Annotated in this window: 17 protein-coding genes, 2 pseudogenes and 1 CRISPR repeat array; of the genes and pseudogenes, 8 read left to right on the top strand and 11 right to left on the bottom strand. The window is 68.4% G+C overall.

Features of this window, described 5'->3' with window-relative positions:
* Positions 1 to 135 precede the first annotated feature (135 nt).
* The 4 genes and pseudogenes from cas7e to cas3 form a co-directional block, all read right to left on the bottom strand.
* On the bottom strand, positions 136 to 1,332 hold the full coding sequence (gene cas7e, locus ACF1AG_RS34340) for a type I-E CRISPR-associated protein Cas7/Cse4/CasC (protein ID WP_391811022.1): 1,197 nt from the start codon (positions 1,330 to 1,332) through the stop codon (positions 136 to 138).
* A complete protein-coding gene (gene casB, locus ACF1AG_RS34335; RefSeq protein ID WP_391811021.1) occupies positions 1,329 to 2,009 on the bottom strand; it encodes a type I-E CRISPR-associated protein Cse2/CasB in 681 nt (226 codons plus the stop codon). The genes cas7e and casB overlap by 4 nt, the downstream gene beginning before the upstream one ends.
* Positions 2,006 to 3,766: a type I-E CRISPR-associated protein Cse1/CasA gene (casA, locus tag ACF1AG_RS34330; RefSeq protein ID WP_391811020.1), complete on the bottom strand. Its 1,761-nt coding sequence runs from the start codon at positions 3,764 to 3,766 to the stop codon at positions 2,006 to 2,008. Before casA ends, casB begins: the two co-directional genes overlap by 4 nt.
* Positions 3,741 to 6,558: pseudogene (gene cas3, locus ACF1AG_RS34325) on the bottom strand (CRISPR-associated helicase Cas3'). Before cas3 ends, casA begins: the two are co-directional and overlap by 26 nt.
* A 282-nt stretch (positions 6,559 to 6,840) precedes the next feature.
* On the opposite strand from cas3, the gene ACF1AG_RS34320 reads away from it, so the two are divergent.
* Positions 6,841 to 8,217 carry a tetratricopeptide repeat protein gene (locus ACF1AG_RS34320; protein ID WP_391811019.1) on the top strand — a complete coding sequence of 459 codons (1,377 nt, stop codon included), beginning with the start codon at positions 6,841 to 6,843 and terminating at the stop codon, positions 8,215 to 8,217.
* Positions 8,218 to 8,232: 15 nt separating this feature from the next.
* Here ACF1AG_RS34320 and ACF1AG_RS34315 read toward each other — a convergent pair.
* Positions 8,233 to 9,062, bottom strand: a protein-coding gene (locus ACF1AG_RS34315) for an IS5 family transposase (RefSeq protein ID WP_391811024.1) whose coding sequence is annotated in 2 segments (ribosomal slippage) — positions 8,233 to 8,726 and positions 8,726 to 9,062 — 831 coding nt in all. Because the reading frame shifts where the segments join, the coding sequence is not laid out codon by codon here.
* A 236-nt stretch (positions 9,063 to 9,298) separates the two neighbouring features.
* Positions 9,299 to 9,570: a CRISPR direct-repeat array (repeat unit 29 nt; unit sequence CTGCTCCCCGCACCCGCGGGGATGGTCCC).
* Between the two features lie 335 nt (positions 9,571 to 9,905).
* Between ACF1AG_RS34315 and ACF1AG_RS34310 the strand changes: the two genes are divergently transcribed.
* Positions 9,906 to 10,208, top strand: coding sequence for a DUF6300 family protein (locus ACF1AG_RS34310; RefSeq protein WP_391811018.1), 303 nt, complete (start codon positions 9,906 to 9,908; stop codon positions 10,206 to 10,208).
* A 538-nt stretch (positions 10,209 to 10,746) separates the two neighbouring features.
* Here ACF1AG_RS34310 and ACF1AG_RS34305 read toward each other — a convergent pair.
* On the bottom strand, positions 10,747 to 10,923 hold the full coding sequence (locus tag ACF1AG_RS34305; protein WP_391811017.1) for a hypothetical protein: 177 nt from the start codon (positions 10,921 to 10,923) through the stop codon (positions 10,747 to 10,749).
* A gap of 192 nt (positions 10,924 to 11,115) precedes the next feature.
* Between ACF1AG_RS34305 and ACF1AG_RS34300 the strand changes: the two genes are divergently transcribed.
* Genes ACF1AG_RS34300 through ACF1AG_RS34290 form a run of 3 tightly spaced genes read left to right on the top strand, consistent with a single transcriptional unit; the run spans position 11,116 to position 14,878 of the window.
* Positions 11,116 to 12,516 carry a 3'-5' exonuclease gene (locus tag ACF1AG_RS34300; RefSeq protein WP_391811016.1) on the top strand — a complete coding sequence of 467 codons (1,401 nt, stop codon included), beginning with the start codon at positions 11,116 to 11,118 and terminating at the stop codon, positions 12,514 to 12,516.
* Positions 12,513 to 13,196 (top strand): DarT ssDNA thymidine ADP-ribosyltransferase family protein, encoded by a 684-nt coding sequence (locus tag ACF1AG_RS34295; protein ID WP_391811015.1) that lies wholly within the window; start codon positions 12,513 to 12,515, stop codon positions 13,194 to 13,196. The genes ACF1AG_RS34300 and ACF1AG_RS34295 overlap by 4 nt, the downstream gene beginning before the upstream one ends.
* Before the next feature lie 17 nt (positions 13,197 to 13,213).
* Positions 13,214 to 14,878, top strand: coding sequence for an ADP-ribosylglycohydrolase family protein (locus tag ACF1AG_RS34290; RefSeq protein ID WP_391811023.1), 1,665 nt, complete (start codon positions 13,214 to 13,216; stop codon positions 14,876 to 14,878).
* A 33-nt stretch (positions 14,879 to 14,911) separates the two neighbouring features.
* Here ACF1AG_RS34290 and ACF1AG_RS34285 read toward each other — a convergent pair.
* Positions 14,912 to 15,283, bottom strand: a pseudogene (locus tag ACF1AG_RS34285) (helicase associated domain-containing protein); the annotation flags it as partial.
* A 57-nt stretch (positions 15,284 to 15,340) separates the two neighbouring features.
* Positions 15,341 to 15,793 carry a TadE/TadG family type IV pilus assembly protein gene (locus ACF1AG_RS34280; protein ID WP_391811014.1) on the bottom strand — a complete coding sequence of 151 codons (453 nt, stop codon included), beginning with the start codon at positions 15,791 to 15,793 and terminating at the stop codon, positions 15,341 to 15,343.
* A gap of 336 nt (positions 15,794 to 16,129) precedes the next feature.
* Here ACF1AG_RS34280 and ACF1AG_RS34275 point away from each other — a divergent pair, with 336 nt between their 5' ends.
* The 3 genes from ACF1AG_RS34275 to ACF1AG_RS34265 are packed head-to-tail and all read left to right on the top strand — an operon-like array spanning position 16,130 to position 19,145.
* On the top strand, positions 16,130 to 17,056 hold the full coding sequence (locus ACF1AG_RS34275) for a tyrosine-type recombinase/integrase (protein ID WP_391811013.1): 927 nt from the start codon (positions 16,130 to 16,132) through the stop codon (positions 17,054 to 17,056).
* Entirely contained in the window at positions 17,056 to 17,424 is a 369-nt protein-coding gene (locus ACF1AG_RS34270; protein WP_391811012.1) for a helix-turn-helix domain-containing protein, read from the top strand. Before ACF1AG_RS34275 ends, ACF1AG_RS34270 begins: the two co-directional genes overlap by 1 nt.
* Before the next feature lie 56 nt (positions 17,425 to 17,480).
* The gene (locus ACF1AG_RS34265; protein WP_391811011.1) at positions 17,481 to 19,145 is read left to right on the top strand and encodes a hypothetical protein; all 1,665 of its coding nucleotides are present in this window, start codon (positions 17,481 to 17,483) and stop codon (positions 19,143 to 19,145) included.
* 620 nt (positions 19,146 to 19,765) lie between these two features.
* On the opposite strand, the gene ACF1AG_RS34260 is transcribed toward ACF1AG_RS34265, so the two are convergent.
* The 3 genes from ACF1AG_RS34260 to ACF1AG_RS34250 all read right to left on the bottom strand — a co-directional run bounded on the left by ACF1AG_RS34260 (position 19,766) and on the right by ACF1AG_RS34250 (position 25,136).
* Positions 19,766 to 21,640: an ATP-dependent endonuclease gene (locus ACF1AG_RS34260; RefSeq protein ID WP_391811010.1), complete on the bottom strand. Its 1,875-nt coding sequence runs from the start codon at positions 21,638 to 21,640 to the stop codon at positions 19,766 to 19,768.
* Between the two features lie 159 nt (positions 21,641 to 21,799).
* On the bottom strand, positions 21,800 to 24,472 hold the full coding sequence (locus tag ACF1AG_RS34255) for a Helicase associated domain protein (protein WP_391811009.1): 2,673 nt from the start codon (positions 24,470 to 24,472) through the stop codon (positions 21,800 to 21,802).
* A gap of 37 nt (positions 24,473 to 24,509) precedes the next feature.
* Positions 24,510 to 25,136, bottom strand: coding sequence for a hypothetical protein (locus ACF1AG_RS34250; RefSeq protein ID WP_391811008.1), 627 nt, complete (start codon positions 25,134 to 25,136; stop codon positions 24,510 to 24,512).
* Positions 25,137 to 25,640: the final 504 nt, after the last annotated feature.

Raw genomic sequence — 25,640 nt, 5'->3', positions numbered from 1 at the left:
CCCGCATCCCCGCAAGATCATCGCGTCCAACGGCCACGGTCCTCGCAACTCCCACAGATCGCGGGTGTTGCGAGGACCGTTAGAACCCAAGCTGCAGGGGGCCTGCCAAGCGGAGGGCGAGCACGCTCGTGCGGCTCATGCGGGCTTCTCCAGGCGTTCCGCGACGGCCTGGCCGACCGCGGTGGCGAGTTCGCGGAGCGTGCCGGCCTCGGTGCCGAGATCGGCGAGCTTCTGCGTGGCGGGACCGACACGCAGTACCCAGGTGAGGGTGGTCTCCGGGTCGCCGTAGGCCCGTTCGACGTCGAAGGCGTAGGAGGCGAGCCGGTCGGCGGCTTCGCGCAGGTGCCCGCCGCCGTTGCTGCGGACCGGGTCCTCGAAGGCAGCGACGCAACTGATCGGCCGGGTGGTGCGGAGCTTGACCACCACAGCATCCGGTTCGGTGTGGTGCCCGAAGGTGTTGATCTTCCCGGTGGGCAGGGAAGCGACGAAGGCCTGCACGAACGCCTCGACGGCGCGGCGCACTGGCTCGGTGCGCGGTTCGTCCTCGCGCAGTCCCTGGCCGAGGTTGTCGGCGAGCTGGTGCACGCCGAGGGCGGCGTAGCGGTAGAGGGTCGCGGAGTTGAAGTCGACGGTGCCGATCATTCCGGCGCCGGTCTCCTCGTCGGTGTTCTCGTCGTCGACGGCGGTGTAGTAGTCGGACTCGTTGTCGACCCGGTGGACGCTGAGCGCGTGCGCCACCTGCACGGCGGCATCGACGTTGATGTCGGCGACGTCGGCGACCATCCGGCCGAAGAGAGCGATGTCCACGGAGTGACGGGTGTCCGCGAGCTCCCTGGCTTTGGCCTTGTTCTCCTTCGTCTTCAGGAATGCCGTGATGTCGGCGGAGCCGTCGAGAGCGAGGCGGGCCAGGCCGTCGAGCTGCCGGGAGCTGAGGAAGACCAGGTACTTGCTCTCGGGGGCGGGTGCGGGGCCCCCGTCCTTCTTCGCCTGGTCGGCCTTCCGCTTGGGCACCTCGGTCTTGAAGCCGGCGGCCTTGACCGTCTCGTCGGCGAGCTTGAGTGCGGTCTCGCCTTCGACGGACTCGTCGAGCCCGGTGATCCGGTCGGCCAGGAGCTCCACGATCTTCTTGGTTCGCACGCCGAGTTCGGCCGGGTCGAGCAGGTGCTCGTCCCTGAAGTAGGTGCGGATGGCCCGCTTCCACGCCTGGCTGGAGACCCGGGCACGGGGGACTCCACCGTAGACAGCCGTCTTGGGCGCGCCCGTGTCGTCCCGGTTGAGGTTGCTGGGCGGAACGGTCTGCAGGGCGTGCACGTCCAGGAAAATGCGGTTCACGAGGCGTCCTTGTCGGTGTCCGGGGTGGTGTTCTCGTCGGAAGTGGGCCGGGGCCGCCGCTGCTCGTGGAAGGAGCGCCCCCACCGGCGGCGGACGGCAGCCGGGCCGTCCGGCCACTGCCAGCAGTAGAGCTGGCCGGCGAGGAGGGCGTAGTCGAGCGGGATGTCCTCGCGGCGCAGCAGGGCCACGATGTCGCGCAGCCGCTGGGTGAGGGAGACGAGGTCGGGGGCGGTGCCAGCGCGGACCAGGCGCTTGCGAACGGGTTCATCGATGCCGTCCGCCGGCATCAAGCGCCGCACCGCTGCTCCCAGGCCTCCTGGCCGCTCACGGGTATGCCGACGGTGCATGGGCGTTCCGCGCGACTGCTGATGGAAAGCCCAGAGGGTGAGGGCCGCGTGCAGCGCGTTCTCGGCTCGCACCAGTTCCTGCTCGCCCAGCACCCGGGCTCCCGCTGCCGGGGTGTGGAGCGCATCGGTGTCGATCAGATTCCACAAGTCGGGAGTCTCACCCGCCTCACGGCCTGCGCCGCGGCGCAGGCGGGCCAGAGCGGCGACGGCCTCAGACCGGTCGTTGAGGTAGCCCCCCTGCCAATGGCCGATGTGGGTGGCGGCGAGCTCCGCGACTCGCTGGTGCACCGGGACCGCGGCGGGCGGAGCGGATGCGGATGTGGTTGTCATGCGTGCACCTCCGGGGCGGTCACGACGTCATCGGTGTCCGACGAAGGTGTCGGTTGCGGAGGGCGTGGATCCTCGCCGAGGCCGTTGTCGCCCGAGCGCGGGCCTGACACGTCGGGGGAGCCGGGGTCCCCCAGTGCTCTGGCCAGCCGTCCCCGGAACCACACATCGGCCAGGCTCGCGTTCAGCCAGAGGGTGCCGCCCTTGGTGTCGCTGTGAATCCGACCCTCCCAGGCCGCATCACCCGCGGCAGCGACAAGGCGGTCACCAAGACGGCCCACCGTCTGCCCAACCTGGCGCTGCCACGCACTACGGTGCTCGAACGGATCGACAACCTCCGCCATCGCGGAGAGCCAGTCACGGTAGGGCTGGTCCAGCGCGTCGAACCCCTCGGCACGAGCCGCGGACTTCGGGCCCTCCTCCTCGGATCCGGTGGCTCGGGCCAAGTCGGCCGCGAGGTCACCCAGGACCCGTACGGCTCGATCGGCGTCCTCCGCCGCGGAGATGGCCTGCTGGGCGTACGTAGGATCCTGCGCGTGCAGCATGACGACCGGCATCACCAGACGGTCGTCGACGACCTCGTCGACCACGGACTGCTGCGTCCCGTACCTGACGCCCGCCACCCGCGCACGGACGAGGAAACGGCGCGAGAGGTGGCCTTCGGTCACAAGCCGGGCGACCCACTCCAGGATCCGCGGCCGCAGGCGCAAGGGCCCCTCAGTGCTGCTCGTTTCCTCCAGCCGGTCGGCAAGGAGCGCGGCGATGCCCCGCCAGGCCGAACGGGCCGGATCATGTTCCAGGGGCAGGTACACAGGCGACTGCCCCAGCTTCTTCTCCTGCGCGGGACTGCGCCGCCACGATGTCATCGGCTCGAGACGATGCCTGTTCCGGGAGACGAGCGGATCGCCGTAGCCGAGGACGACTCCGTGGACACCGTCCGCGTCGTAGTGCAGGCGCACCCGGCGCGACTGCCAGGTGTACAGGTCACGCAGACCGGTCGCGGAACGCCCCTCAGAGCCGGGACCGCAGGGTTCACGACGCCAGGCCGGCCGGTCGTCGGCGGAGAAGTCGAGCTCTTCGGTGTCCGCCGCCACCAAGTTGAGCAGCAGCGTCTCACGGAGGGTTCTGCCCTCGACGAAGACGCCGCCGAGTCCGCCCGCCCAGCCGGTACCGAGCGGATACACCTTGCCGCCCTTGACCCGGTCGTCGTCCACCATGCCGGTCTTGATGCCAGAGGTGTCGTAGGCATGGACGTGAACGATCCAGCGGGCGGCCTCGGCAAAGGTCAGCCTGCCCACGTCCGGCAGTCGCGCACTGAAGAACGGCTCACCGGCAGGCACGTCGGCCACGATCCGGTTGAGCGAGAACACTTCGTCCTTCGCCGTGCGCAGGCCGGGTGTCTGGAGGAACGGCGTGACGGGGTGCAGCAGGTCGAACCGCTCACGGTGCTCGGCCAGGTATGTCTGGACGGGAGCGAAGCAGTCGGGGTCCCCCCACAGCTCCGCCCACTCCTCGATGTCGGCGGGGCCGTCCAGGGCGTCGTGGGCGACGGCCAGGAGAAGACGGACCAGGGCGAACTCCTGGGTGGCCAGATCGCCCAGGACATGCCGCACATCGTCGGCCTGTGCGAAGACCTGAAGCAGCGACAATTCGTCCTGCGACCCGTCACTGCGCAGCACCTGGATCCACGGCCGGCTCAGCAGATCGAAGGACAGCACCTCGCTCGTTGCGGCATCAGGTAATTCGGTCGTCTGCGTCACGGGTCACCTCAAGTCCGTCTTCAGGGCTGTACCGGAGCGAGAATCCTGCCAGTCGGGTCTGACAGTCCTCGTCGAGAGCGAGGATCAGCTGGTCGGACAGCCAAGGGCTGTCCTTGCCCTGCCAGTTGGGCAGGTAGAGCTGCTCCAGTTCCTCGATGGCCCGGTCCATGGTCTCTCCGGAGAACTGGAGGGGGAGCCGCAGTCCGCAGCTCGCGGCGGTACGTGCCGCGAACGACGTCGGCGTCGCGTCCTGCGGAAGCTCAACGCCGGCGCGTTGCCGATCCCTGCGGTCCGGCTTCAGCCATGGCAGGGTGGCGAGGCTGCCGTCGCTGCGCCGTTGGACGACGACGACCTCCAAGCTGTCCCGGCTGTCGCGGACCTGAGCACGACCGGCAGGGGTGTCGTCCGTGTCCCCGACCCCGGCGGCGACCCAGCCGAACAGCGGCCGCCCCGGTTTGTCGACGTTGCCCAGCCGGAAGACGGCAGCGCGCTTGGCCTGGTCGCTGCGGTGCCGCTCGAACTGGTCGGTGGCCTCCTTCATGACCTCCTGCCAGTCTTCCGGTCCAACCGGTTTCTCTCCGTACGCGCTCTGCACGAGCGGGCTGATGTCCGTCGGGAGCTGCACCGGCCGCCGGGGCCCGCCCTCGAGGTGTGGGAGTAGTACTGCGGCCGATCGCAGCAGCGCGTACCGCCCGTACACCGCCACCGATCCCGGCACCGGGGTGGGTACGGCCGCCGTCCAGTCCACTCCCGTCACCAGGCAACGCGCGGTCCGTAGCCTTGGCGGCCGTTTCTCCTGGTCCTGCCCGCGTCGGTGCCGGTGCAGGCGACCCATGCGCTGCAGCAGCAGGTCGACGGGGCACAGATCGCTGACCAGGAGGTCGAAGTCGACGTCCAGGGACTGCTCGGCGACCTGGCTGGCCACCACGATGTGCCGGCCCGATGGCCTGGCGTCCGTCTTCTCCGGAGACCCGAAGAGGTCGAGCAGTGTGCTGTCCTTGTCCGCCCGGTCGAGATCGACGAAGCCCGAGTGGGCGACGGTCACGTTCTCGGCGCCGAACCTGTCGCGCAACACCCGAGCCGTCGTCAGTACCCGCTTGACCGTGTTGCGGATCACCAGGACGCATCCGCCGTCGGCCAACTCGTTCTCCAGCCGACCGGCGAGGACGTTCAGGTCGTCGACGAGGGGCTCCACCTGCACGGCTGTCGACCGAGCCGATGCCTGTGGGCGGCCCACCAGTGGTGCTGCCCCTCCTGGAGGGACGGCCGTCACCAGCGGATAGGCGTCCGGCCCGCCTGCGTTCCAAGAAGTGCTCGCACTGGCTCGGCCGGCGTAGGCCTCGACGAGTCCGCGTCTGCGTGAGGCCGGGAGAGTCGCCGACAGCACCACCACCGGCACCCGGTAAGCGCCCAGCCAGGAGAGCACTCGGTCCAGATACACACTCATGTAGGTGTCGTAGGCGTGCGCCTCGTCGATGACGACGACCTTGCCGGCCACCGCGAGGTGACGCAGCGCCAGGTGCCTGCTCTTGAGCCCGGCGAACAGCAACTGGTCGATGGTGCCCGCGACGAACGAGGCCAGCATGGCCTTCTTTGCCTCGCAGCCACGTGTGCGCAACGAGCTCGGCTCCCGCCCGGTGCCGGACGTCCGGCTTCTGCCCGGTGGCAGGTGCCGCTTCGTCCAAGCCGACGGCCATGACCCGCGCCTTGCGAGCCATCAGGCCGGTGAACTCCTCGTTGAGCGCAGCCTTGGAATGGGCCAGATGCACGGAGTGGCGTGAGCCCGCCACTCCCGGCAGCCGGTCCAGCCAGTCGAGCAGACGAGGGAACATGGCGTTGCCGGTGGCCATGGTGGGCAAGGCGAAGAACACCCCGCCCGCACCCGAGCGGGCCGCGAAGATCTCGGCAACGGCGAGCGCCGCCTCCGTCTTGCCCTCACCCATCGGCGCCTCGACGATCATCAAGCCGGGCGTCTCCATGTCCCGGGCGAGCTCCACAGCCGCTTCCTGAACAGGGCGCGCCTCCGCATGCGCGGGCAGCTCGAAACGGGAGGCGAACAGGTCCCGGGCACATACGTCCGGTTCCGCGGCCCGCCAGGTGGCCGGCAGGTCCAGCCCTTCCCAGGCTGCGGCGAGACGGTCCTGGTCGCTGTCGGCCGCAGCCTCGGGAAAGTACGGGAAGAGGTCGGGGTTGCTGGCGATCCAGTCGGAGACAATTACCAGCGCGGTGAGAAGCACCTGCACCGGCTGCGGCAGCTTGACCGCCCGCCATCCGCCCAGTCGCTCGGCCACGCCGAAACGCTCGGCGCAGGCATCCAGCAACTCGGTCTGCACCTGCCGCCAGACACGGTTGCTCACACCGGGAGTACGCAGCAACTCCTCACGCGCGTACAGGGCCTTGATCTGGCCGTGCTCGGGCGGCACCCCATGATGCCCGCCCACGGCAACCGTGAACTGACCGGTCAGAGCAGGTACCCACCCGTGTCGCTCCTCCAGCCACTCCCCCAGCAGAACCTGCCCGGCCAGACCATGCGGCGCGATCCTGCGATCCGGCCCCATTACCCTCGCCGAACGCATCTCCAGACCTTGGTCACGCATCGCACCGGCGAGCTGATCCACCTGGCAGGCGAACGCCGGAGTGGCCTTCCCGATGTCATGGACTCCGGCGAGCCACACGGCAAGTGCACGTGCATCAGGCTCTCCCTGCGGCAACGCCTCAGCGACCAGTCTTCGGACACCAAGGGGAAGCCATTCATCCCAGAGGAGGCCGGCCACTGCGGCACTGTCCTCCATGTGCCGCCACAACGGCAACCAACCGTCGCTGTCACGATCATGCTTGGCCCACACGGACCGAGCGGGCTCCCCAAGTCGGCTCAACAGGTCCGTACGAGCACTCCCCCCAACGCTCATGAGGGATTGATACAGGAGAGATGGGGTCTCCTAGGAGCTGTCGTCAAATGCCACGTCCACGTCAAGTGGGAACCGAGGGCGACTGTTGACTGCTGTCCCGAATTCACGGCGACCGACCAGGCGCTACTCGGTGAGGTGTCGGTGGGTGCTTCTACGCTTCCGACCATGGATGTGGACGATCTTGTATGGCAGGCGAGCAACTATCGTGGTTTTTCGCCGGGAAGGGTGAGTCTCCTGTTGGAGCACGGTCACCTGGATCTGGTTGCCCAGGTGGCAGCGGAACGTGGCGAGTGGTTCTGCGCCGAGGCGGCGGTAGAGGAGTTGTGCCGGTCGGGGGATTTTGAGCGGGCGCTGTCTGTGATGGAGCCGTTCGTCGTGACCGGGTGGCGGGCCGCCTTGTATGCGAAGGCTGAGATCCTGCTTCGGGCGGGCCGTCCGACGGAGGAGGCTTTGGGTTTGGTCCATCTGGACGAAGCCGGCGGGCTCTCCACGGGTGAGTGCTGCATCGTTGGTGAGATACTCGGCAAGGCAGGACGCATCGACGAGGCCATCAAACTGCTTGTCCCGCGCCTCGACGAGTCGTCATCGCTCTTGTCTGTTCTGGTGGAGATCACCGATGGGCAGGACCGTGACGAGCGGGTACTCGAGCTGATTACCCCGCGCGCAAACCATGCGCGCCAGGCCTGCGGCGAAGAACACCGAGATTACGCCTTCTCCCACGCGCAGGAGTTGCAGGCCCAGGTGCTGGAGCGCGCGGGCCGTGCTGATGAGGCAATCCGGATCCTCCGCCGGGATATAGCCGGGTACCGTTTCCTTGCACCGAGCGCCCTCACCGTCTATGCAGGGCTGCTGGCACGTCACGGGCGGCTCGAGGAGTTGCGCGAACTGGTTGCTGGCCAGGACGCGCATACTGCCTTGGACATCTACGCTGGCGCCCTGCGCCGCCACGGCCGGGCTGAAGAGGCCGAGGCTGTAATGCGAAACGCCATCGCCGCCGACGACTGGGTCGGATACCGTGCCTGGCTTTCCTCGATGTTGCTGGCAGAAAGCCGGCTGGACGACGCGATCGCCGTCGCCGAGTCCGGCTTCGGCTGGTACGGCTGCTCCAACCTCCTGGCACCGCTTGCCCACTTGCTTCTCGACCGCCCTGAGGAACTGCTCCGCCTGGTCGAGCATCCCAGCGTCGTGCCCCACTACGGCCACGAGGAGTTCCAGCACTGGTGGCGTGCCTGGGCTCTCGTCGGCCTCGGTCGCGTCGACGATGCGATCACCGTGGCCGAAGCCGATCCACGCCCTTGGGCCGACCTGCGAATCGTCAAGGCCGACCTCCTCCGCAAGGTCGGCTGTCTTGACGCCGCCGCCGACGAACTGCGTGCCCTGGGCACGATCAGGGCACGTGAAGAGCTGTGCGAGATCCTGATCCTGCAAGGGCGGGCGGCCGAGGCGATCGCCGTCCACCCCACAGTGACCGAACAGCGCGCCGCCGAACCGAAGCCCGCCCCTCGTGGCGAGAACGGGTACTCCCTGGAGCCGCCCTTCTAGGCACTGCCGTTCTTTTCACGCCCACATCAGGAGTGAGGCGAGGGTGATGGCTGCTTGGTAGGACTCGGCGGTCTTGTCGTAGCGGGTGGCGATGCCGCGCCACTGCTTGAGGCGGTTGAAGCACCGCTCGACGACGTTGCGCCGCTTGTAGACCTGCTTGTCGAAGGCTGGCGGACGTCCGCCACGGCTGCCGCGTCGGAGCCGGTTGCGAATCTGGTCGGACCGTTCCGGGATGGTGTGCCGGATATTGCGTCGCCGCAGCCAGGTACGTATGGCCTTGGAGCTGTAGCCCTTGTCGCCGATGACGTGGTCGGGCCGGCCCCGGGGCCGGCCCGGCCCCAGCCGGGGCACCCGGATCGCCTCCATCACAGCGGTGAACTGCGTCCAGTCGTTGGTATTCCCGCCAGTGACGGTGAAGGCGAGCGGTCGCCCCACAGCGTCGCAAGCCAGGTGGATCTTGCTGGTCAGGCCGCCTCTGGACCGGCCGAGCCCCGGGGCGCGAAGCCCCCTTTTCGCGCTCCGGCCGCGTGCTGGTGGGCCCGGACGATCGTGGAGTCGACCGACACCAGCCACTCGATGTCCCCGGCCGCGTCGGCCCTGGCCTGGGCGGCCCGGAGCATCCGCTCGAAGGTGCCGTCCTTGGCCCACCGGCGGAAGCGGGTGTGCAGCGTTGCCCAGGAGCCGTACCGCTCGGGCACGTCCCGCCAGGCCGTGCCGGTCCGGAACTTCCACACGATCCCGTTCAGGACCGTCCGGTCGTCCAGCCGTCTACGGCCCCGCTCGGACCGGGGCAGCAGCGGCTGCACGAAGGCCCACTCGGCATCGGATAGTTCATGGCGACGTATCACCCGACCATGATCCCCGATCGAAGATCATTTGACGACAGACCCTAGGCCAATATGAGGAGATAAGACTGTTCACAGAGGGAGCAGCACCCCCAGGACATACACTGATCGGCTCGCTCAAGCCCAGCCAGGAAGTGCCCTGCCGCGTGAATCGCTACTCAACGCCCCAATTGGCGGAATCCGCAATAGTTGCTGGAAGTTCGCGTCGCCAGCGGTAAACATGCATGTCAAACAGTCTGCTCCCCGCACCCGCGGGGATGGTCCCGTCATCAGCTTGGGTACCTCGCCGTCGATGCCCTGCTCCCCGCACCCGCGGGGATGGTCCCCGTGACCTGCACCTGCCGCACCTGCCGGTCGACTGCTCCCCGCACCCGCGGGGATGGTCCCGCCTGGTGGTACGGCACCGGCCTGTTCATCGCCTGCTCCCCGCACACGCGGGGATGGTCCCGGCACCTCGTCCCGCTCCCACCCGCCACGCGCCTGCCCCCGCACCCGCGGGGATGGTCCCCCCGTGGCCCCGTAGGCAGGGCCGAATACCTCAGCGCCTCGTCGAGTTGCGCGACCCGACGGCGCCAAACAGGAACCGGGGCGATTCGTCTCCGTGTACGCGCGTACGTACGGCTTGCCGCCGGACGTGATCACGCACGGATTGACGCCTGCCGTGCGGGTCCCCAAGCTGTAGAAGGGGCTGGTTGCAGTGCCGCCCTCTTGACGCTGATCGGCACGCGGGCGGATCGTGGCCGTTCGCGTCACGCTCCACCCCTGGTTCCTTCTGCCGCATCGGCAACCTCGATGGAAGCCTCGACAACGTTCCCCGACGAAGAACTCGCCCGGCTCCATCCCGTGAGGGACGAAGACGACCAGCTGGCCCGGCCTTACTCCCGCTGTGGCACCCGGCTGCTGCTGCGCTGGCATGGTCCGCTGATGACGGGCGTTTGGATGGAGCTCTGCCCGGCCTGCGACGCCCGTCGCCCCGCCGCCCGTGCGTTCATCCAGTGGTACCGCGACCCCGACCGCGACCCGAAGGCGCTGCCGAAACTCTTCGAGGACTGGGAGACCGAGACCATGCACGCCCACGGCTGGACACGCGCCCCGCAATCCGAAGCACTGGCCCACCTACGCCTTGTCCCACGCGAACACGACTGACGCCAGGCGCGTCAACACAACACGAGGGCCACGACCGACCCCGGCACCGTTCAGCGCGTCCTCCAGCGAGGACGCGCTGGGGACGCAGCGAGGGCGACAGGATGCAGCACGGCCCCTGCTTCTCGGCGCCCAAGGCCCGCCCCCCGACCAGCCATGGAGTCAGCCCACCGCACCATCTCCTTGAGGCAGCTGGCCGCCGCAAGCGGGACGCGAGACCACCTACCCCCGGTGTTGTGCTCAGTCCGGACGGGCCCTGGTGCCGGGAGTGGCGTGTAGCCGACCAGCCACCGCACGTTCGCCGCCACCACCGCTGGAGGTGGCTCGAGGCGCCAGTTTGCCCAGCCCCCGCGCGCGCACGCCGCTTCCAGGACCACCTGTGCCCGCTACGCTTTGTCTCCGCCAGCGGTCGGGCTGGAGGGGCAGTCGGCGAGTAGGCCGGTGTCGTAGGCGTACCGGGCGAAGAGCTGCGGCACCCACGAGTGCACCCGACCGCGGCCGGACCATGCACGACGTGCCGTTTGGTAGTCGCCGAACACCTTCAGCCGGGCCCCGCTGGCGGCCCGGCACGACCGCTGGCGGGGACGGGCGTCAGGTCCTCGAAGCGCGCCGACGTCGTCGCCTGATCCCACGGCAGCTGCGTCACCTGTCCGTCAGCGGTGGCGAACGCCTCCTCGAGATCCAGCCCGTCCCACCCATTGACAGCTTGCTGCTCCACGTCGGACAGCCAAGTACCTGCCGCCTCCGGAGGAGGGACACCTCCGCAGCCATCACTCGAATGGGTGACCGGTGTGTCACTTTCTGCAAGTCTGCGACAGGCTGCTTGTCCGATCTTCAACCCGCGTGGTGGCAGTCCCTTCTAACATGGCCTCAGGTTCGGGGGAGCGAGTCTTGGGGAGGGACCGCGCGGATGAAGGTTCTCAGGCCGACGCAGCCGACGAGCGAGCAGCTCACGGTGATCACCAATCACAAGCCGGGGGTGTTCGTCGTACGGGGCGCCGCCGGCAGCGGCAAGACCACCACCGCCCTCTACCGGCTGAAGTTCACTGTCCGGTACTGGCAGCGCCGCCGCCGTGACGGCTTCATCGACGGCCCGGTCCGCGTCCTGGTTCTCACCTACAACAAGACTCTGCGCGGCTACATCGAAGAACTGACCAAGGAACAGATCAAGGGCAACGACGTCGAGCTGACGATCTCCACCTTCGCCAAGTGGGCCACCGACCGCGTGCCCTACGAGCGGATCCTCCAGGAGCACGAGCACAACGGAAAGCTGGACGCCCTGGCCGCGGCCCTGCCTCTGTCCGAGGACTTTGTACGCTCTGAAGTGGACTACGTCCTGGGCCGATTCATGCCGGACCGCCTGGCCGAGTACATCGAGTGCGAGCGGCAGGGCCGTGGCCGCTCCCCCCGCATGCCGGCCTCGCTGCGCCGTCGGCTGCTGGACGAGGTGGTCGTTCCTTTCCAGGAGTGGAAGAAGGAGCAGCAGGTCTGGGATTGGTCCGACCTGGCCAACGCCATGGCGGCCAAGCGCGCCGACGACCCGTACCACGTCGTCGTTGTGGACGAGGCCCAGGACTTTTCCGCCAACCAGGTCCGGGCAGTCCTAAACCACGTCACCGACGAGCACACCCTCACCTTCGTTCTCGACGCGGCTCAGCGCATCTACCCCCAGCGCTTCACCTGGGCTGAAGTCGGCCTGAGCGTGGGGCCGCACAACAGCAAGCTGCTGTCGAAGAACTTCCGCAACACCCGGCAGATCGCTGCCTTCGCCGCCCCCCTGCTGCGCGACGTAGAGACCACGGACGACGCCGCGATCCCGGATCTCTCTTCGTGCGGGGAGGACGGCGACAAGCCTCTGCTGGTCCAGGGGACCTTCACCCAGCAGATGGACCATGTCGTGCAGTTCCTCAACGACCTGGGCTCGGAAAACGACGAGTCCGTCGCCATCCTCCATGCCAAGGGCGGGGGCTGGTTCAGCGAGGTCAAGGCACGGCTGAATGCTGCCGGGCTGGCCTGGGTCCCGCTCACGCGTACCGGGGAATGGCCCACCGGCCCGGTGAACGTGGCGCTGTCGACCATGCACTCCGCAAAGGGCCTGGAGTTCGACCACGTGATCATCGTCGGCCTCAACAGCGAGGTCATGCCGCACGCCACCGAGCCAGGCGACAGCGAACGAGACGCCCACCTGCGCCTGCTGGCCATGTCCGCCGGACGTGCGCGCAAGACGCTGACCATCACTTACAAGCCCTCCGAGGCCAGCGACCTCATCGCCTGCATGGACCCGGACACCTATGAGGTGAAGGCCGTATGACCACCACGGAGCCCAGTCCACACATTTCGGACGGCGAAAGACCCGCTGAGGGGATCAGCGCGCTCATTCAGGAACGGAAGATCACCGAGGTGGTGCACTTCACCACCAACCGAGGTCTACTCGGCATCCTCGTGCAGCGGCTTTGCAAGGCCCGGGCGCTCCTGGCCCAGGACCAGTACCTCGAGAGCATTTACCACCAGAACACCAAGATCCGCAGAGAAGCTCCGCAGTACTGGTCCTACGTGAACCTCAGCATCAGTGAGCCCAACCACCGTTTTCTTCGCATCAGCAGCGAAGACTGGTGGGCGAACGAAGACCTGTTCTGGGCTGTCCTCAGCTTCGATCCAGTGATCATGACGCATCCCGGCGTCCTGTTCGCCCCAGGCAACATGGGATACGACGGCATCACCCCCGTGGAGGGGCTGCCTGGGGCCGAAGCTCTCTTCGCCGACCGCGTCCCCAAGGGCTTCAACAAGACGATGCCGCGCTGGGACCGAGCTCCCCACCTCCCGACCAATCCCCAGGCTGAGGTGCTCTACCCGCAGGCCGTCTCCACCCGACACCTGCAGCGCATCTACGTCCTCACTGACGAGGACGCAGCGAAGGCCGAGGCCATTGTCAGTGTCAGCGAACATGATGAGGTCGACATCATCGTCGACCCGGTCACGTTCGGCAGGTAAGGACTACGGTGAGCGCCATGCAATGGGAGGCAGTACGCGCCTCGGCCCAGTGGGCTGCGTACGGAGACGCACTCGGCTTCATCACCGAACTGACCGACACCGCCGGCGTACGTCGCCGCATCGGGCGGGATGACGTCACCACCACCGTCCCCTGGAAAAGGCGCGTTGGAGGACGCTACGGACGCGACATGCCGCTTCCCGCAGGCGCGTACTCCGACGACACCCAGCTACGCCTGGCAACTTCACGCGCCATCCGTGGAGACGGGGAATTCGACGCCGAGGCCTTCGCGAAGATCGAAGTCGTTGCCTGGCAGGCTTACGCCCTCGGCGCCGGCCGTGGGACCAAAGCGGCAGCCACCGGCTTGATGAGAGTCGAAGCCAAGTGGTCGCAGAACATTTTCGCCACCAAAGCCGCCCGATACGTCGACATCGGCGGCAACGGGGCCGCTATGCGCATCCAGCCCCACGTCTGGTCCGCACGGGACCTCACTAACTGGGACAACATCACCCGCGACGTCGTACGGAACGCCGTCAGCACCCACGGCCACCCCCGAGGCATCCTCGGCGCGGTTCTGCACGCCGTCCTGCTGGCCCACACCCTCGACACCAAGGAACTCCCTGGTCCCAAGCAGTGGCGCCCGGCAATCGACTGGCTAGAGCAAGTACCGGACGTCATTGCGAAGGACGACGAACTTGCATATCTGTGGCTGCCGACATGGAGTGACGCCGCAGGCATCGACTTCCGCTCAGCCGTGATCACCGTCGCCAACGAATGTCGCGCAGCGCTCGAAGCCTTCGAACCCACATCCCCCTTGACCGCCGAGACCTATGCGGCCCTGGTGGAGCGGTGGGGCGGCTTCAACGATGCGACTCGCGGATCAGGCACAGTCACAACCCTGCTTGCCGCGGTTCTCGCACATGCCTACGCCGACTCACCAGAAGCCGGCCTGCTCCTTGCCGCTAACACTCTCGGCTCGGACACCGACACCATCGCCACCATGGCTGGCGCACTCCTAGGCACCGTCACGGCAGGCCCTCCACCTGGCACTGTGCAAGATGCCAAGGTCATCGACTCCGAGGCACGCCGCATGTGGGACATTTCCCAAGGGCGTGAAGCCGCCACGTTCGCCTATCCAGATCTGCTCCGCTGGAGCCCTCCCAAGGCCACGCTCGACCTTGTGGGACACACGCCAATGGGGCCGGCACTGGCCGGTCTAGGGCCCCTTACGCCTATGGACACGCCGACGGCGACCAACCAGGCCACATACGTGTGGGGCACCTTGCCGTTCGGCCAGAGCATCCTGGTCCGCGCCAGACATGATCTCAGGCCACTGGATGAGAACCTCCTCCCAGGAGATGTAAGACAACCGCGGAGCCGGCCTGCTGGGGATGCTCCGAGAGAACAACAACTCCTCTTCGACGCTCCATTGCAGGCTGCTGCATCAGCCGAGCAAAGGCCTGTCCTAGCCGGAACAGCGCCCGGGGCCGTGAGTGAGCGTGCCCATAGGCACGCACCGCCGCCTGTTGAGGAGATCGTTCAAGAGCTGGCAAGAAACGGGTTCACTCCCGAACAGGTAGGACGTGCATTGCTTCAACAGATTCGAGGCGGCCGATACAGCGTAGAGCGGGCTGCTGCGTTCGCCGGGCTCCTTGCCCGTGCCTACCACCAGGACGATCAGTAGCAGTCCGGCCCAGCGAGCTGTCCAGGACACCTATCAGCCGAGATGGCCTTGCCGCTCCGAGTGGAACAGGAGCGCGTGTAGGCCGATGGCTGTCAGCAGTCCTTGCTGGTGGGGGTGCAGTTGATCCCAGACAGTGGTCTGTTTGCAGGCCCAGCGTTTGAGTTCGGGCGGCAGTGGCTGGCCTGTGGCGAGGGTGGTGCGGTACTGGTGAAAGTGCCGTTGCCAGATGAAGGGCCAGGGTGGGTTCCACCAGGGGTCGAGGGCGGTGAGTTCTTGCAGGGTGGGGGCGGACAGTCGGCCTGAGCGGGCTTTGCGCCGCTGCTGCAGCAGCCAGGATCCCAGAGGGAAACCGGCGTGGTTGGTGGGGGTGGAGACGGCGAGGTGGCCGTGTTCGGCGGCGTAGCTGCGGGCGTGGGGGACCTTTGCTCGGGGGGGTTGCGGCGGGGGAGGGGGTGGTGCGCATCAGTTTCCTTCGGGAGCCGTGACGCCATGGAGGAGGGTGGCCTTGCCGTGGCCGGTCACCGGCAGAGAGCCGATCCCGACCACCGACAAGAACTTTGTGTCGTAGGTGCCGTTGACCGTGACGGTGAGCGTCTTGCCATCGCCGGACACGCTGGCCGTGCCGACGGCCCCGGCGGAGCGCAAGTAGGACTGGGCTGCGGCGGCCGCGGCCTGCGGCTCCACGACGATCGCCTTCCCACTGATCGCATCGGCAGGATCGATGGCCTGCCCGCCTGCCCGCGCGGCTTCGCCGGCGATGAAGTCGGCGCGTTCCGTGGCACGCATCTTGCTGCCGCCGTCGACAGCGACGCCGATGATCCCGATCAGCGCGATGACGCACACGGCGACGAACACGGTGACGCCGCCCCGGTCATCCAACCACCCTCGACCCAGACTCATCTGACGGAACATCATCAATCCCCGCGTGTGCGAAAGGCATCGGGTTCGTGGGGGTGGGTGGAGGGGCGACTGGTCTCGTGAGCTGGTGGTTTGCGGGGTTCGCTCGGTCGGTGGGTTTGGCGGGGGTTGTTCGGGATTGCTGAGGGGTGGGCCGGTATCCAGGGGAGGTGGGTTAGGGCGGGGTCGTGTGGCGGGGGGTGGCCGGTGGCCGGGTTGACGGTGGTGGGTTCGGCCGGAGATACGGGTGGCGCGGGGGAGGGGGCGGGGTTCGAGCAGGAGTTGGTGGACCGGTTTTTGCTGGCGGGGTTGGGGGCGGGGATTTCTGACCGGTCCCTGCGGGAGGACCGGTCGGTGTTGTGTGATCTGCTGCGTTTCACGGGCCGGCGGGTGTGGGCGGTGCGGGCGCAGGACGTGGACGGCTGGCTGGTGGAGCTGCGCCGGCAGCGGGGGTTGGCGAGGTCGACGGTGTATGACCGGGCGAACACCGTCGCCCGGTTCTACGACTTTTTGACCTTCCGCTATCAGAGCGAGGTCCATGCCCGTACGGGGTGGGTGGTGGTGCAGCCGGTCGATGAGTTCAACCGGCCCAAGCACGCCGGTTACGGCCTGGTCCGGGTGCCGCCCTCGAGCGTGGAGGTGGTCGGTCTGTTCGAGGGCTGGCGGCGGTCGCTGCCGGCGGCGCGGAAGTATCTGCCGCAGGTGAGGAACTATGTGGTGGCGTCGTTGTGGCGGCGGGTGGGGCTGCGGCTGAACGAGTCGGTGATGCTGGACATCGGCGACTGGCGCCCCGACATGGGCCCCTTCGGCAAGCTTCACGTCCGTCACGGCAAGGGGAGCCAGGGGCGTGGGCCCAGGGCCCGGCTGGTGCCGGGCATCGACGGCGTGGACGTGCTGCTGCGCTGGTGGCTCGAGGAGGTACGCCCCCACTTCCCCGGCGGTCACACCGGCCCGGCAGCGCCGATGTTCCCCAGCGAGCGCCGCACCGCCGGCGGCCGCGCCGGCGCGAACGCCCTCAGGTCGGGACTGGCCACAGCCGTGGGGGAGTTCCTGCCCGCCTGGTCCCGGCGGCTCTCCCCGCACGGGCTGCGGCATTTTTGTGCGTCCTCGCTTTATGGGCGGGGGGTGGACTTGAAGGCGATCCAGGAGTTGTTGGGCCATGAGTGGCTGGCGACCACGACCCGCTACATCCATGTGCGGGCCGAGCACATCGAGCAGGCCTGGGTGCGGGCCAACGGCCGGGTAACCGACCGCCTCCTGGGTGAGGGGCGGGGGTGCTGATGCGGTGGCAGCTGCGGCAGCGGGCGGTGGAGCGGGGGATCACGTCGTCGGCCGAGGTGCGGCGCCGGCTGGCGGCGGCGGGCCTGCGCGTCAGCGCGGGGAAGATGTCCGCGCTGTGGTCGACGACGCCCATCAGTGTCCGGCTGGATGATCTGGAGGTGATCTGCGCGGTGCTGGCCTGCGCCCCGTCCGATCTGCTCGCCTGTCAGACCCCCGCGCCCGCCGCCCCATCCGCCCACACGGTCCCGGCCCCCCACCCGGGCACAGCCCCGACCCCCTCACCCCCCGCTCCCACACCGGCCGCGGTCTCGGCCGGCGCGGCCGCGGAGCGTCGTGGGCCGCGGTGCCGGCCGGTGCCGCCGCTGTGAGCGCGGCGGCCCGTGGCAGGGCGATGTGTACCGGGTGTGGGCGGCGGCCGCCGGCGATGGCGCGGGTGGAGTTCTGCTTCGCCTGCTGGCCGGGTGGCCCGGTCACCCCGCCGCCGTGCCTGCGCTGCGGCTCACGAAGCCTGTACTACGCGACGGGTCTGTGCGAGCGCTGCCACCCCTACGCTCATCCGCCGCCCGATGCGTGCATCAACTGCCATGCCTGGGGCGCGACCCGGAATCTGGGCTGGTTGTGCAAGGGCTGCGCGTCCTGGTGCCGCAAATACACCACCACAGCCCGCTGCACCGTCTGCCGCCACAGGGCCGTCCTGGACGCGGACCGGATCTGCAGACTCTGCCGCAAGCAGGCCACCCTCACCCGCGGCCTCCACACCCGTGTCTCCTGGCAGGACGTCAGCCGCCACGGCCAGCAGCTCTTCATCGCCGACCTCTTCTCCAGCCGGCACCGCGGCGCCCCGATCACCGAGCCCGCACCACTGTGCCCCGAGCCGGTACCGCCGCCCGACCACCACCAGCCGGTCCTGTGCGAGGCGGTCCGCACCCTGCAGCATCGCGGTACCGAAGGCCTGGCCCGGCGCGCAGACCCCCATCTCGCGGCATGGGCGGACCAGTTCACCCGTGAGCACGCGATCCGCTACAGCTGGAGCCGGGATCTGACCTGGCGGGTGCGGACCGGCGTCAACATCGTCCTGGGCTTCCTTCAGGTCCCGGGCGCCCAGCTCACCGCCGCCGACGTCGCCGTCCTGACCGAGGTCAACCTGCCACACGCCCACGTGTCCACCGTCCTGGAGCGAGCCGGCCTCCTCACCGACGACCGTGTCCCGACCGTCCTGACCTGGGCCGAACAGCACATCACCACACTGCCGCCTGCCATGGCCGGGGAGGTCCGGGCCTGGCTGACCACCATGCACCACGGCAGCACTACCCCGCCGCGGCGCCACCCCCGCTCACACACCACCATCCGCCTGCACCTGAACTGGGCGATGCCCGCCCTCACCCACTGGGCCGCCCACGGCACGACCTCCCTGCGCGAGATCACCCCCGACGACATCCGCGCCGTACTCCCCCCGACCGGCGCCGCCCGCACCCAGATGGGCCAGGGACTGCGCTCCCTCTACCGCGTCCTTAAAGCCCAGCGCATCGTCTTCACTAACCCCGCCGCCCAGGTCAAAACCGCCTTCCCCGACCCCACCATCCCCCTCCCGCTCCACACCGGGCACATCCGCGCCGCCCTCACCTCCACCGACCCCGCCCAGGCGCTACTGGCAGCGCTGATCGCGTTCCACGCCCTGACCGCCCAGCAGATCCAGCACCTGCGCCTCACTGACGTCCACGACGGCCACCTTGACGTGGATGGACGCCGGGTGCCGCTCGCCGAACCCGTGCGCCAGCGCCTGGCCGGCTACCTCGACCACCGCCGCCGGCACTGGCCCACGACCGCCAACCCCCACCTGTTCCTCCACTTCCGCACCGCCACCACCACCGCGCACGTCGGCCACCGCTGGATCAACCTCCACCTCGGCCCGCATCTGACCACCCGTGCTCTGCGCAACGACCGCCTACTCGACGAAGCCCTCGCCACCGACGGCGACGCCAAACGCCTCGGTGACCTGTTCAACATCAGCACCCGCACAGCCCAACGCTTCACTCACAGCCTGGAACATCCCGACCTCCGCACCCACACACCCGGGCGCCCCTCGTGAACACGTGCTGCATGCAGGCGGCCGTAGGAGTGGAGACGCTGGCACGTCTTGGGTCAGCGTGACGGTGCGGGGGTACCCGTCGGCGATGCCGATGACCCTGATCTTGGCGAGCGTCGAAGCTCTGAGTTTCATACATGAGACTGTCGTCGGGGCGGTCGACGAGCTGCCAGTAACGTCGGCTCTGCGCCGTGAACTGCGCTTACCCCCTAGGCTGCGCCGGTCAGGGTTCCCGGCCAGACCGCGGATGGGACGGTTCTTTGAGATAGCGGCCGTTGGGGACCTGCCGGAGAGTGGGCATGCAGAGGCATCTACGCGTCCGTCGTGAGGGCTCGTTTCGGCAGGCCGATCGGGCCGCGGGGTGATGTCAGTGGTGGCGGGCAGAATGTGGTCAGGGGAAGGAGTGGCAATGTCCACTGAGGGGTCTGACCTGCGGATACCTGCGCCCAGCGGTTGCGGCTGGTGCGGGGTTGATGAGCGCGAGCATATGCAGCGGTGGAAGCCGCCGGTGGGGTGGCACGAGTGGGTTGCCCCGACATTGGAGCAACGCAAGGAGCGCATGCGGGCGCGCCGCCGCCAACGGCCTTCCGCTTCCGGCGGCGGCCAGGCCTTGCGAGGACGTCTCAGGCTGCTAGCTCTCTGAGCCGCTTGAAGACGTCACGCAGCTGTTCCGGCACATCGTTTTTGTCGTCCAGGGCCATGGCCAGCTCGTACATCATCTCGGGCTTGCCGCCGGGACCGCTCGTGCTGTCCGCCTGGAGCATTTCCTGGACTGCTCCGCTGAACTTGCCCTGGCCTCGAAGGGCAGCGAAGTCGGCAGGCTCCCAGATGCCATCGTTCTTGGCCCAGATTTTGTTGGCGACACAGGCCCATACGTCGTCGCAGAAGAGTTCTTCGAGCTCATTGAACTTCTCCTCCTGCGGGGCGTCATCCTCCGGTTCACCGAGAAACTTCACGTAGCGGCTGGCATGGGAGCCGAAGTACTCGGTGAGCTTGGGGGTCTTGAAGATTCCCTTGCGCACGTTGCGGCTGTCGGCATCGACCACCAGCATGATCGTGCGCCCCTGCTTGACCAGGTACCGGGCCAGGTGCAGGGCGCCTTCGTTGTTGAAGCAGGCCCACAGGGCGATGCCGGCTGCCTGTAGTGACAGTCCCTCGCACAACCGGAACAGCAGCGGGAAGGCGCGCTGTTCGGTCTCGCCTTCCACGGCCAGGAAGCAGCGTTCGTGCAGCAGTACCGAGTTCCGCAGCCCGACCGCGGCTGCGATCTTCCCTAGGTGCTCGTCGATCGCATCGCCGAGAAGCCCTGTGCCGAGCCGTTCCACCACCGTGCGGTGGTCCTCCAGTTTCAGGTGCACCACGTCGGAGATGTCGACACCGTCGATGAGGTTCATCGAGTGGGTTGCCACCAGCACGCTGACGTTAGGGATATCGCTCTGCGCCCGGATCAGCTGCATGATCTTGCGCTGGTGGGTGTAGTCGAGGTGGGTGTCAGGCTCGTCGTACACCACGATCGTCTGCACCGGCGGCGGTTCAGGAGCCTCGTCGCCTGTGCTTGTCGCGGGGGTGGTGTCCTGTTCCTCCGCCAGCAGCTCGCTTGTCCATTCCCAGATAGCCAGCGAGATGCGCCGGTTGCTGCCCAGCCCGGTGCGATCCAGCCCCACCGCTTCGCCAGCACGGCGTGCGACACGCAGAGGCGCAGCCTTGAACCCCTGCTGGAAGGAGACGTCAGGGTCGACGGAGACCTTTTGCAGGTCCGTACACCGCATTTCGATGTGCTCACACAAGGATTTGGCGTCGATGCGCAACCGGTCCTGGACCTCGTTCTCAATGGCGGTGAGCCTGCCCTTGAGGTCTGGATCGGCCATGTAGTTCTGGAATCGGCCGACCAATACGGTCTTAACGGCATCATCGGGCTTGGCCACCTTGCCATCGAACGGCAGGTATCGCGGCATGCGCTTGTCGAGACCGGACGGCGCAGCCACCCAGCCGTCCGAGCTGGAGTGTTCACGTCCGTACATACGCAGAGCCTGCTCCAGGTCAGACTTACGCATGGAGCTGGGTGAGAGCCCGAACTCCTTCACCAGGTCCTTCAACGCTGGCACGAGATGCTGAGACAGGTCACGCAGCCGCTCATCAGTTGGAATCGGTTGCCAGACCTCCAGACGAGAAAGCAAATCTTCCCCGGAGCAGCGCCGTAGCCGAACCTGTGCGGGGAGATCGAACTGCTCCTGCTCCCAGGCGTCCAGAGTGAACGCCCCCTCGACGCTGCTCTCCTCGCACCGCACCGGCGCCGACTCGTCGTCTCCGCCGACGGTCAGATAGGTGCGGTCGTCCTCCGCCAACGCGTGCTTGCCGAGCAGGAAGGCGAGAGCGTCCAGCAGCGCGCTTTTGCCTCCGTCGTTGTGTCCGGCGAGGATCGTGGGCTGCCTGACTGGGATGTCTGCGACCTCGGTCAACGAGCGGAAACCACTCACGCTAAAGCTGTTCAGGTGCACTGCGCGACTGCTCCAACTTCCGCGCCGATGCCTCTTTGCGAGCCCACAGCCTCTACCAAAGACGCCTGGCGCTTCTATCCCCAACCCCAGTCGGCCCATCCTAGAGTGTCCGCCCCAGCACCACCCTCAGTCCCACTCAACTCCCCCGCCCGTGCCTCGCTACGCCCACTGCACTCCCAGTTCCCGTAGGGCGTCCCGCTGCTCCGCGCTGAGCTTGTCCCGCCTCGATTTGGTGTTCGAGACCCACACGCCCAGCTTGACGGTCACCGGCTCGGCTTCGCCGTCGATCGCGATCTGTTCATTGTGGCCGCGCGGCACGGGCCGATGTCCTTCCCGTTCGACCCACTGTGTGAGGGCCGCCAGGCCCCGCTGGAACGCGGCCTGTGCCTTGCTCGGGCCCTTCGCCGCACGCTCGGCTGCCGGGGCGGGAGAGGGCGCCTCAAGCGGCTTCACTCCCAGCGCGGTCAGTCGTTCCTGTTGCTCGGTCGACAGCTGCGCCCAGGTGCCAGGGTTCTTCTGCCGCTGAAGCCACTTGCCCAGGTCGTCGCCCTCGAAGAGCACGCCGGGTGCGATGTCGGGCAGGTGGCCGTCGGCGTCGACCAGGTCCGCGAGGACGCGATAGTGCCGCTGCCAGTCCAGTGGCCACGGGCAGTCCCAGTCCGGGTCGATCGCGGCCAGCTGCGCCGCACGCTGCTCCGCCCGCTTCGGGTCCTTGCCCAGACCGTTCTTCGCGCCCTTCCGCCGCAAGTTGGCCATGTGCTGCCCAACCGGCACCATGGCCTCGCCTTCGCCCCACACGGCGTCCTGGCGGGGGGCGAGGTGTCCGGTGGCCTGTCGGTAGGACCGGAGCGCGGCGAGCTTGTTCTCCCACGCTTCCTCGCCGGGCTCCCAGACCATCCCGGCTTCCGGGGCGTCCAGCAGCTCCTTGCGGCGCGGCTCCAGTTCACCTGCCCGTAGCGCCTTCCGTTGCTGGTGCACCCACCGCCCTAGCGGAAACGACTTCGTGACCCCCACTTCGACCTCGACGTCGTAGGGCACGGCGTAGAGGCCGGTGATCTCGTTCTCCTTCCGCCAGCGGATCAGTGCTTGGTAGCCCTCCAGCCACACCAGGGACTCCGGCCGGTACACCCGCGTACGGAGGAACGCCGCGATGGTGGCCGCGTCGCGCGGACTGGAGAAGTGCAGCAGCGCCGACTCGGCAGCGGCGTCGGTGTCGTCGTCCTCCTGGTCCTCGCCGTCGCCCTCGCCGCCGGCCCCGACGATCCGTCCGTCCTCGTCCCGTCGCAGGTGCACCTTGCGCTTCCCGCTCGTGAGCGCCCGGGAGGCGAGCTGCTCGACGAGTCGTTCGTCATGCGAGCGCAGGCCTTGGAGGACCGCTACAAGGGGGCGGAAGCTGGCGCTGGCGACCATGTCGGTCGGGTCTTCGCCGGGCTCCAGGAACACCGGCACGATGATCCGGGCGACCTTCGTGGAGCCGTCGCGGTTGAGCCGGAGGGCCCGGCCGATGTTCTGGACGATCTCGACCTGGGAGCCGCGGGTGTCGGCGAAACAGATCGAGTCGACCCCCCGCTCGCCGGTGATGTCCACGCCTTCACCGAGAACGCGAACGCTGGCGAGGAACGCACGGTGCACCCGCCGCCCGGCCGCGTCGATGCCGTTGGCGAACTGGCGCAGCACCTCGCGCCGCTCGGACACGAGGTGGTCGCCGCACAGCCACGCCGACCAGACGCGGTCCGGCGGGACGTGGCGGCCGGCCTCCAGCTCGTAGAACTCCGCGTCGATCGACGACGCAGGGAGCTTGTCGGCGGCGGCCAGGTCCTCGTCGGTCGCGTCGTTGACGTACAGCGCGGCCGCCGTCTCCGGCAGCTTCTCCGCGAACGCGGCGGCTTCCTCCACCCTCTGGTGGAACGTCATGACCGTACGCAGGTTGTACGCGGCGGCGTGCTCCAGGAGCGCGGTCTGCAACAGGGCCAGGCGCCGGCCGCGCCGCGCCTCCTCCGACTCCCCGAGAACGGGGGAGGGGTCGCGGATCTCCAGCACGTCGATCTCGAACCCGGCAAGGATCTCGCGCTCGATCGCCTCCGAGAGCCCGAGCTCAGCAATCCACGCGCCGTAGGTGCCGTTGGGGTCGTCGGCCATGGTCGCGATCTCCGCTTCCTGGCCGCCGGTGCCCTTCTGCGGCCGGGGAGCGGCGAGGATGCGCGGGGTCGCGGTCAGGTAGAGCCGGAAGGCGGCGAGGATCCGGGCGTTGTCGTGGATCGCCGCCCACGGGCGACCAAGATCACCGGCGGTTCCGTGGGCCTCATCCACGATCGCGAGGTCGAAGCCGTCCATGCGCTGGCCATAGAGCCGCTCCCCGCCCGCCAGAGCGGCCTCCAGCGGCCCGCGGACCTTCCGCTGGCCGTCGGGAGCGTCGATGTCCTCGCGGTCCACGAGAGAGGCGTACGTGGCGAGCACGACCACCGGCCCGGACCCGGCCCACAGGGCGAGCTGGATGGGGTTGGTGGTGGTGCGCACCCCCAGCGAGTTGAGCACGGGGTCGTTCTCCAGCGAGCACACCGCGACCATCGGGGCCCGGTGGCCCACCGCGCGCCACGCCTGGGCGGTCTGCACGAGCAGGTCCAGGGTCGGCACGGTCACGAGGATCCGGCCGTCCGCGAACGACTCCAGCGCGCACGCGGCTGCCATGATCGTCTTACCCGAGCCGGTCGCTGACACGATCGTGGCACGGGCACCCTGCGGGGGCACAGATGACCTTGCAGGGAATCCCACCCACCTGCGAAACGCGGACCGCTGATCGACCTGGTGTTCCTTGAGTGGAATCGCTGACATTTCCATGCCTCCCCTGAGCCTGAATTCCCGTGGTCTTTCAGATGGCCGCGTGCGGAATGCAGGCCGCACCGAGGTCGTTCCAGATCGATGCATCCGCCTTGTGCCAGCCGCCCGGCTTCCCGTCCTTGAAGGGCGGCTTGTCGTCCGGGTCGTAGTGCCCGGCATCGAGCGTGCAGACGATGACGTCCCCGTCCGCGTTCCGCGTCCGCGCGGTGCACAGACCGCCGGCCTCGCCCAGTGCCTCCAGCACCCGGCGCCGCGCCGTGGTGTGCGGGTGCGTGCCCGGCAGCACGGCCTCCCGGATGAACCTCTCCAGCCGCACCAGGTCGGCCCGCTCACGCTGCCTCACGTCCGCGATATGTACGGCCAGTTCAGCGGCCCCCGCCGACCGGCCGCCGCGCCGGGACCACTCCCGGTCCGCGATGCCTACCAGGGCCTCGCTCACGGTCCTGACGCCCTCGTCCCAGCCGTCCTCGAACAGCTCGCCTTGAGAGGCCGGCGCCATCCCGTCCAGCTCCACCACCTGGCACTGCGCCCCGGCGACTGCCCCGGCCTCCAGTGCGGCCACCAGGTCGTCCGCCTCGCTCGCGGGCACGCCCTGCGCCTCCAGGAGCGCGAACAGCCGGAGCCGGGCGTTGAGGCCTGCTGTCTGGTACTGCGTCACCCGGCGCACAGAATCGCTGCTCAGAGCGGGATCGGGTCCGGTAGATTCCTGGTGACCGGTCATCTGCGGTCGTTCCTCTCGGAATTCCGGGGAGGTTCCCAGACGGTTGGGGGGTGTCCTGTGTTTCCGCCAACGGTACATGCTGCATCTCACGGATGCACGCGCTACACTGGAACCCGAGACGAACGAGCGACCCCCACCCTCGTAGCCAGCCCGGCCCGCGTCAGCGGGCCCCAACGGTTCTGGAGGCGCAGCCGGAAGGACCGTCAGGCGGGGGAGCGCAGCGGACCCGCCGGGAGCGCCCCGCGCTCCCCTCAACTCCCGTACTGGAGGCCCCACTAGCCGCACCGTCAGGCCCCGAGCGGCCCGGGCGCGCAGCGGCCGGCCCCACCGCCTCCCTGGAGCGCAGCGGAGGGGAGGCGCCCGTGCTCCGCACGGGCGAGCGGGAGCGCAGCGACCGCCCCGCTTGCACATCGCGCAGCGATGTGGTACCCGCTCCGCGGG

The organism is Streptomyces sp. NPDC014764 (genome assembly GCF_043082785.1).
In the GTDB taxonomy this organism is placed as follows: Bacteria; Actinomycetota; Actinomycetes; order Streptomycetales; family Streptomycetaceae; genus Streptomyces; species Streptomyces althioticus.
This window is presented reverse-complemented; position numbering and strand designations above follow the sequence as displayed.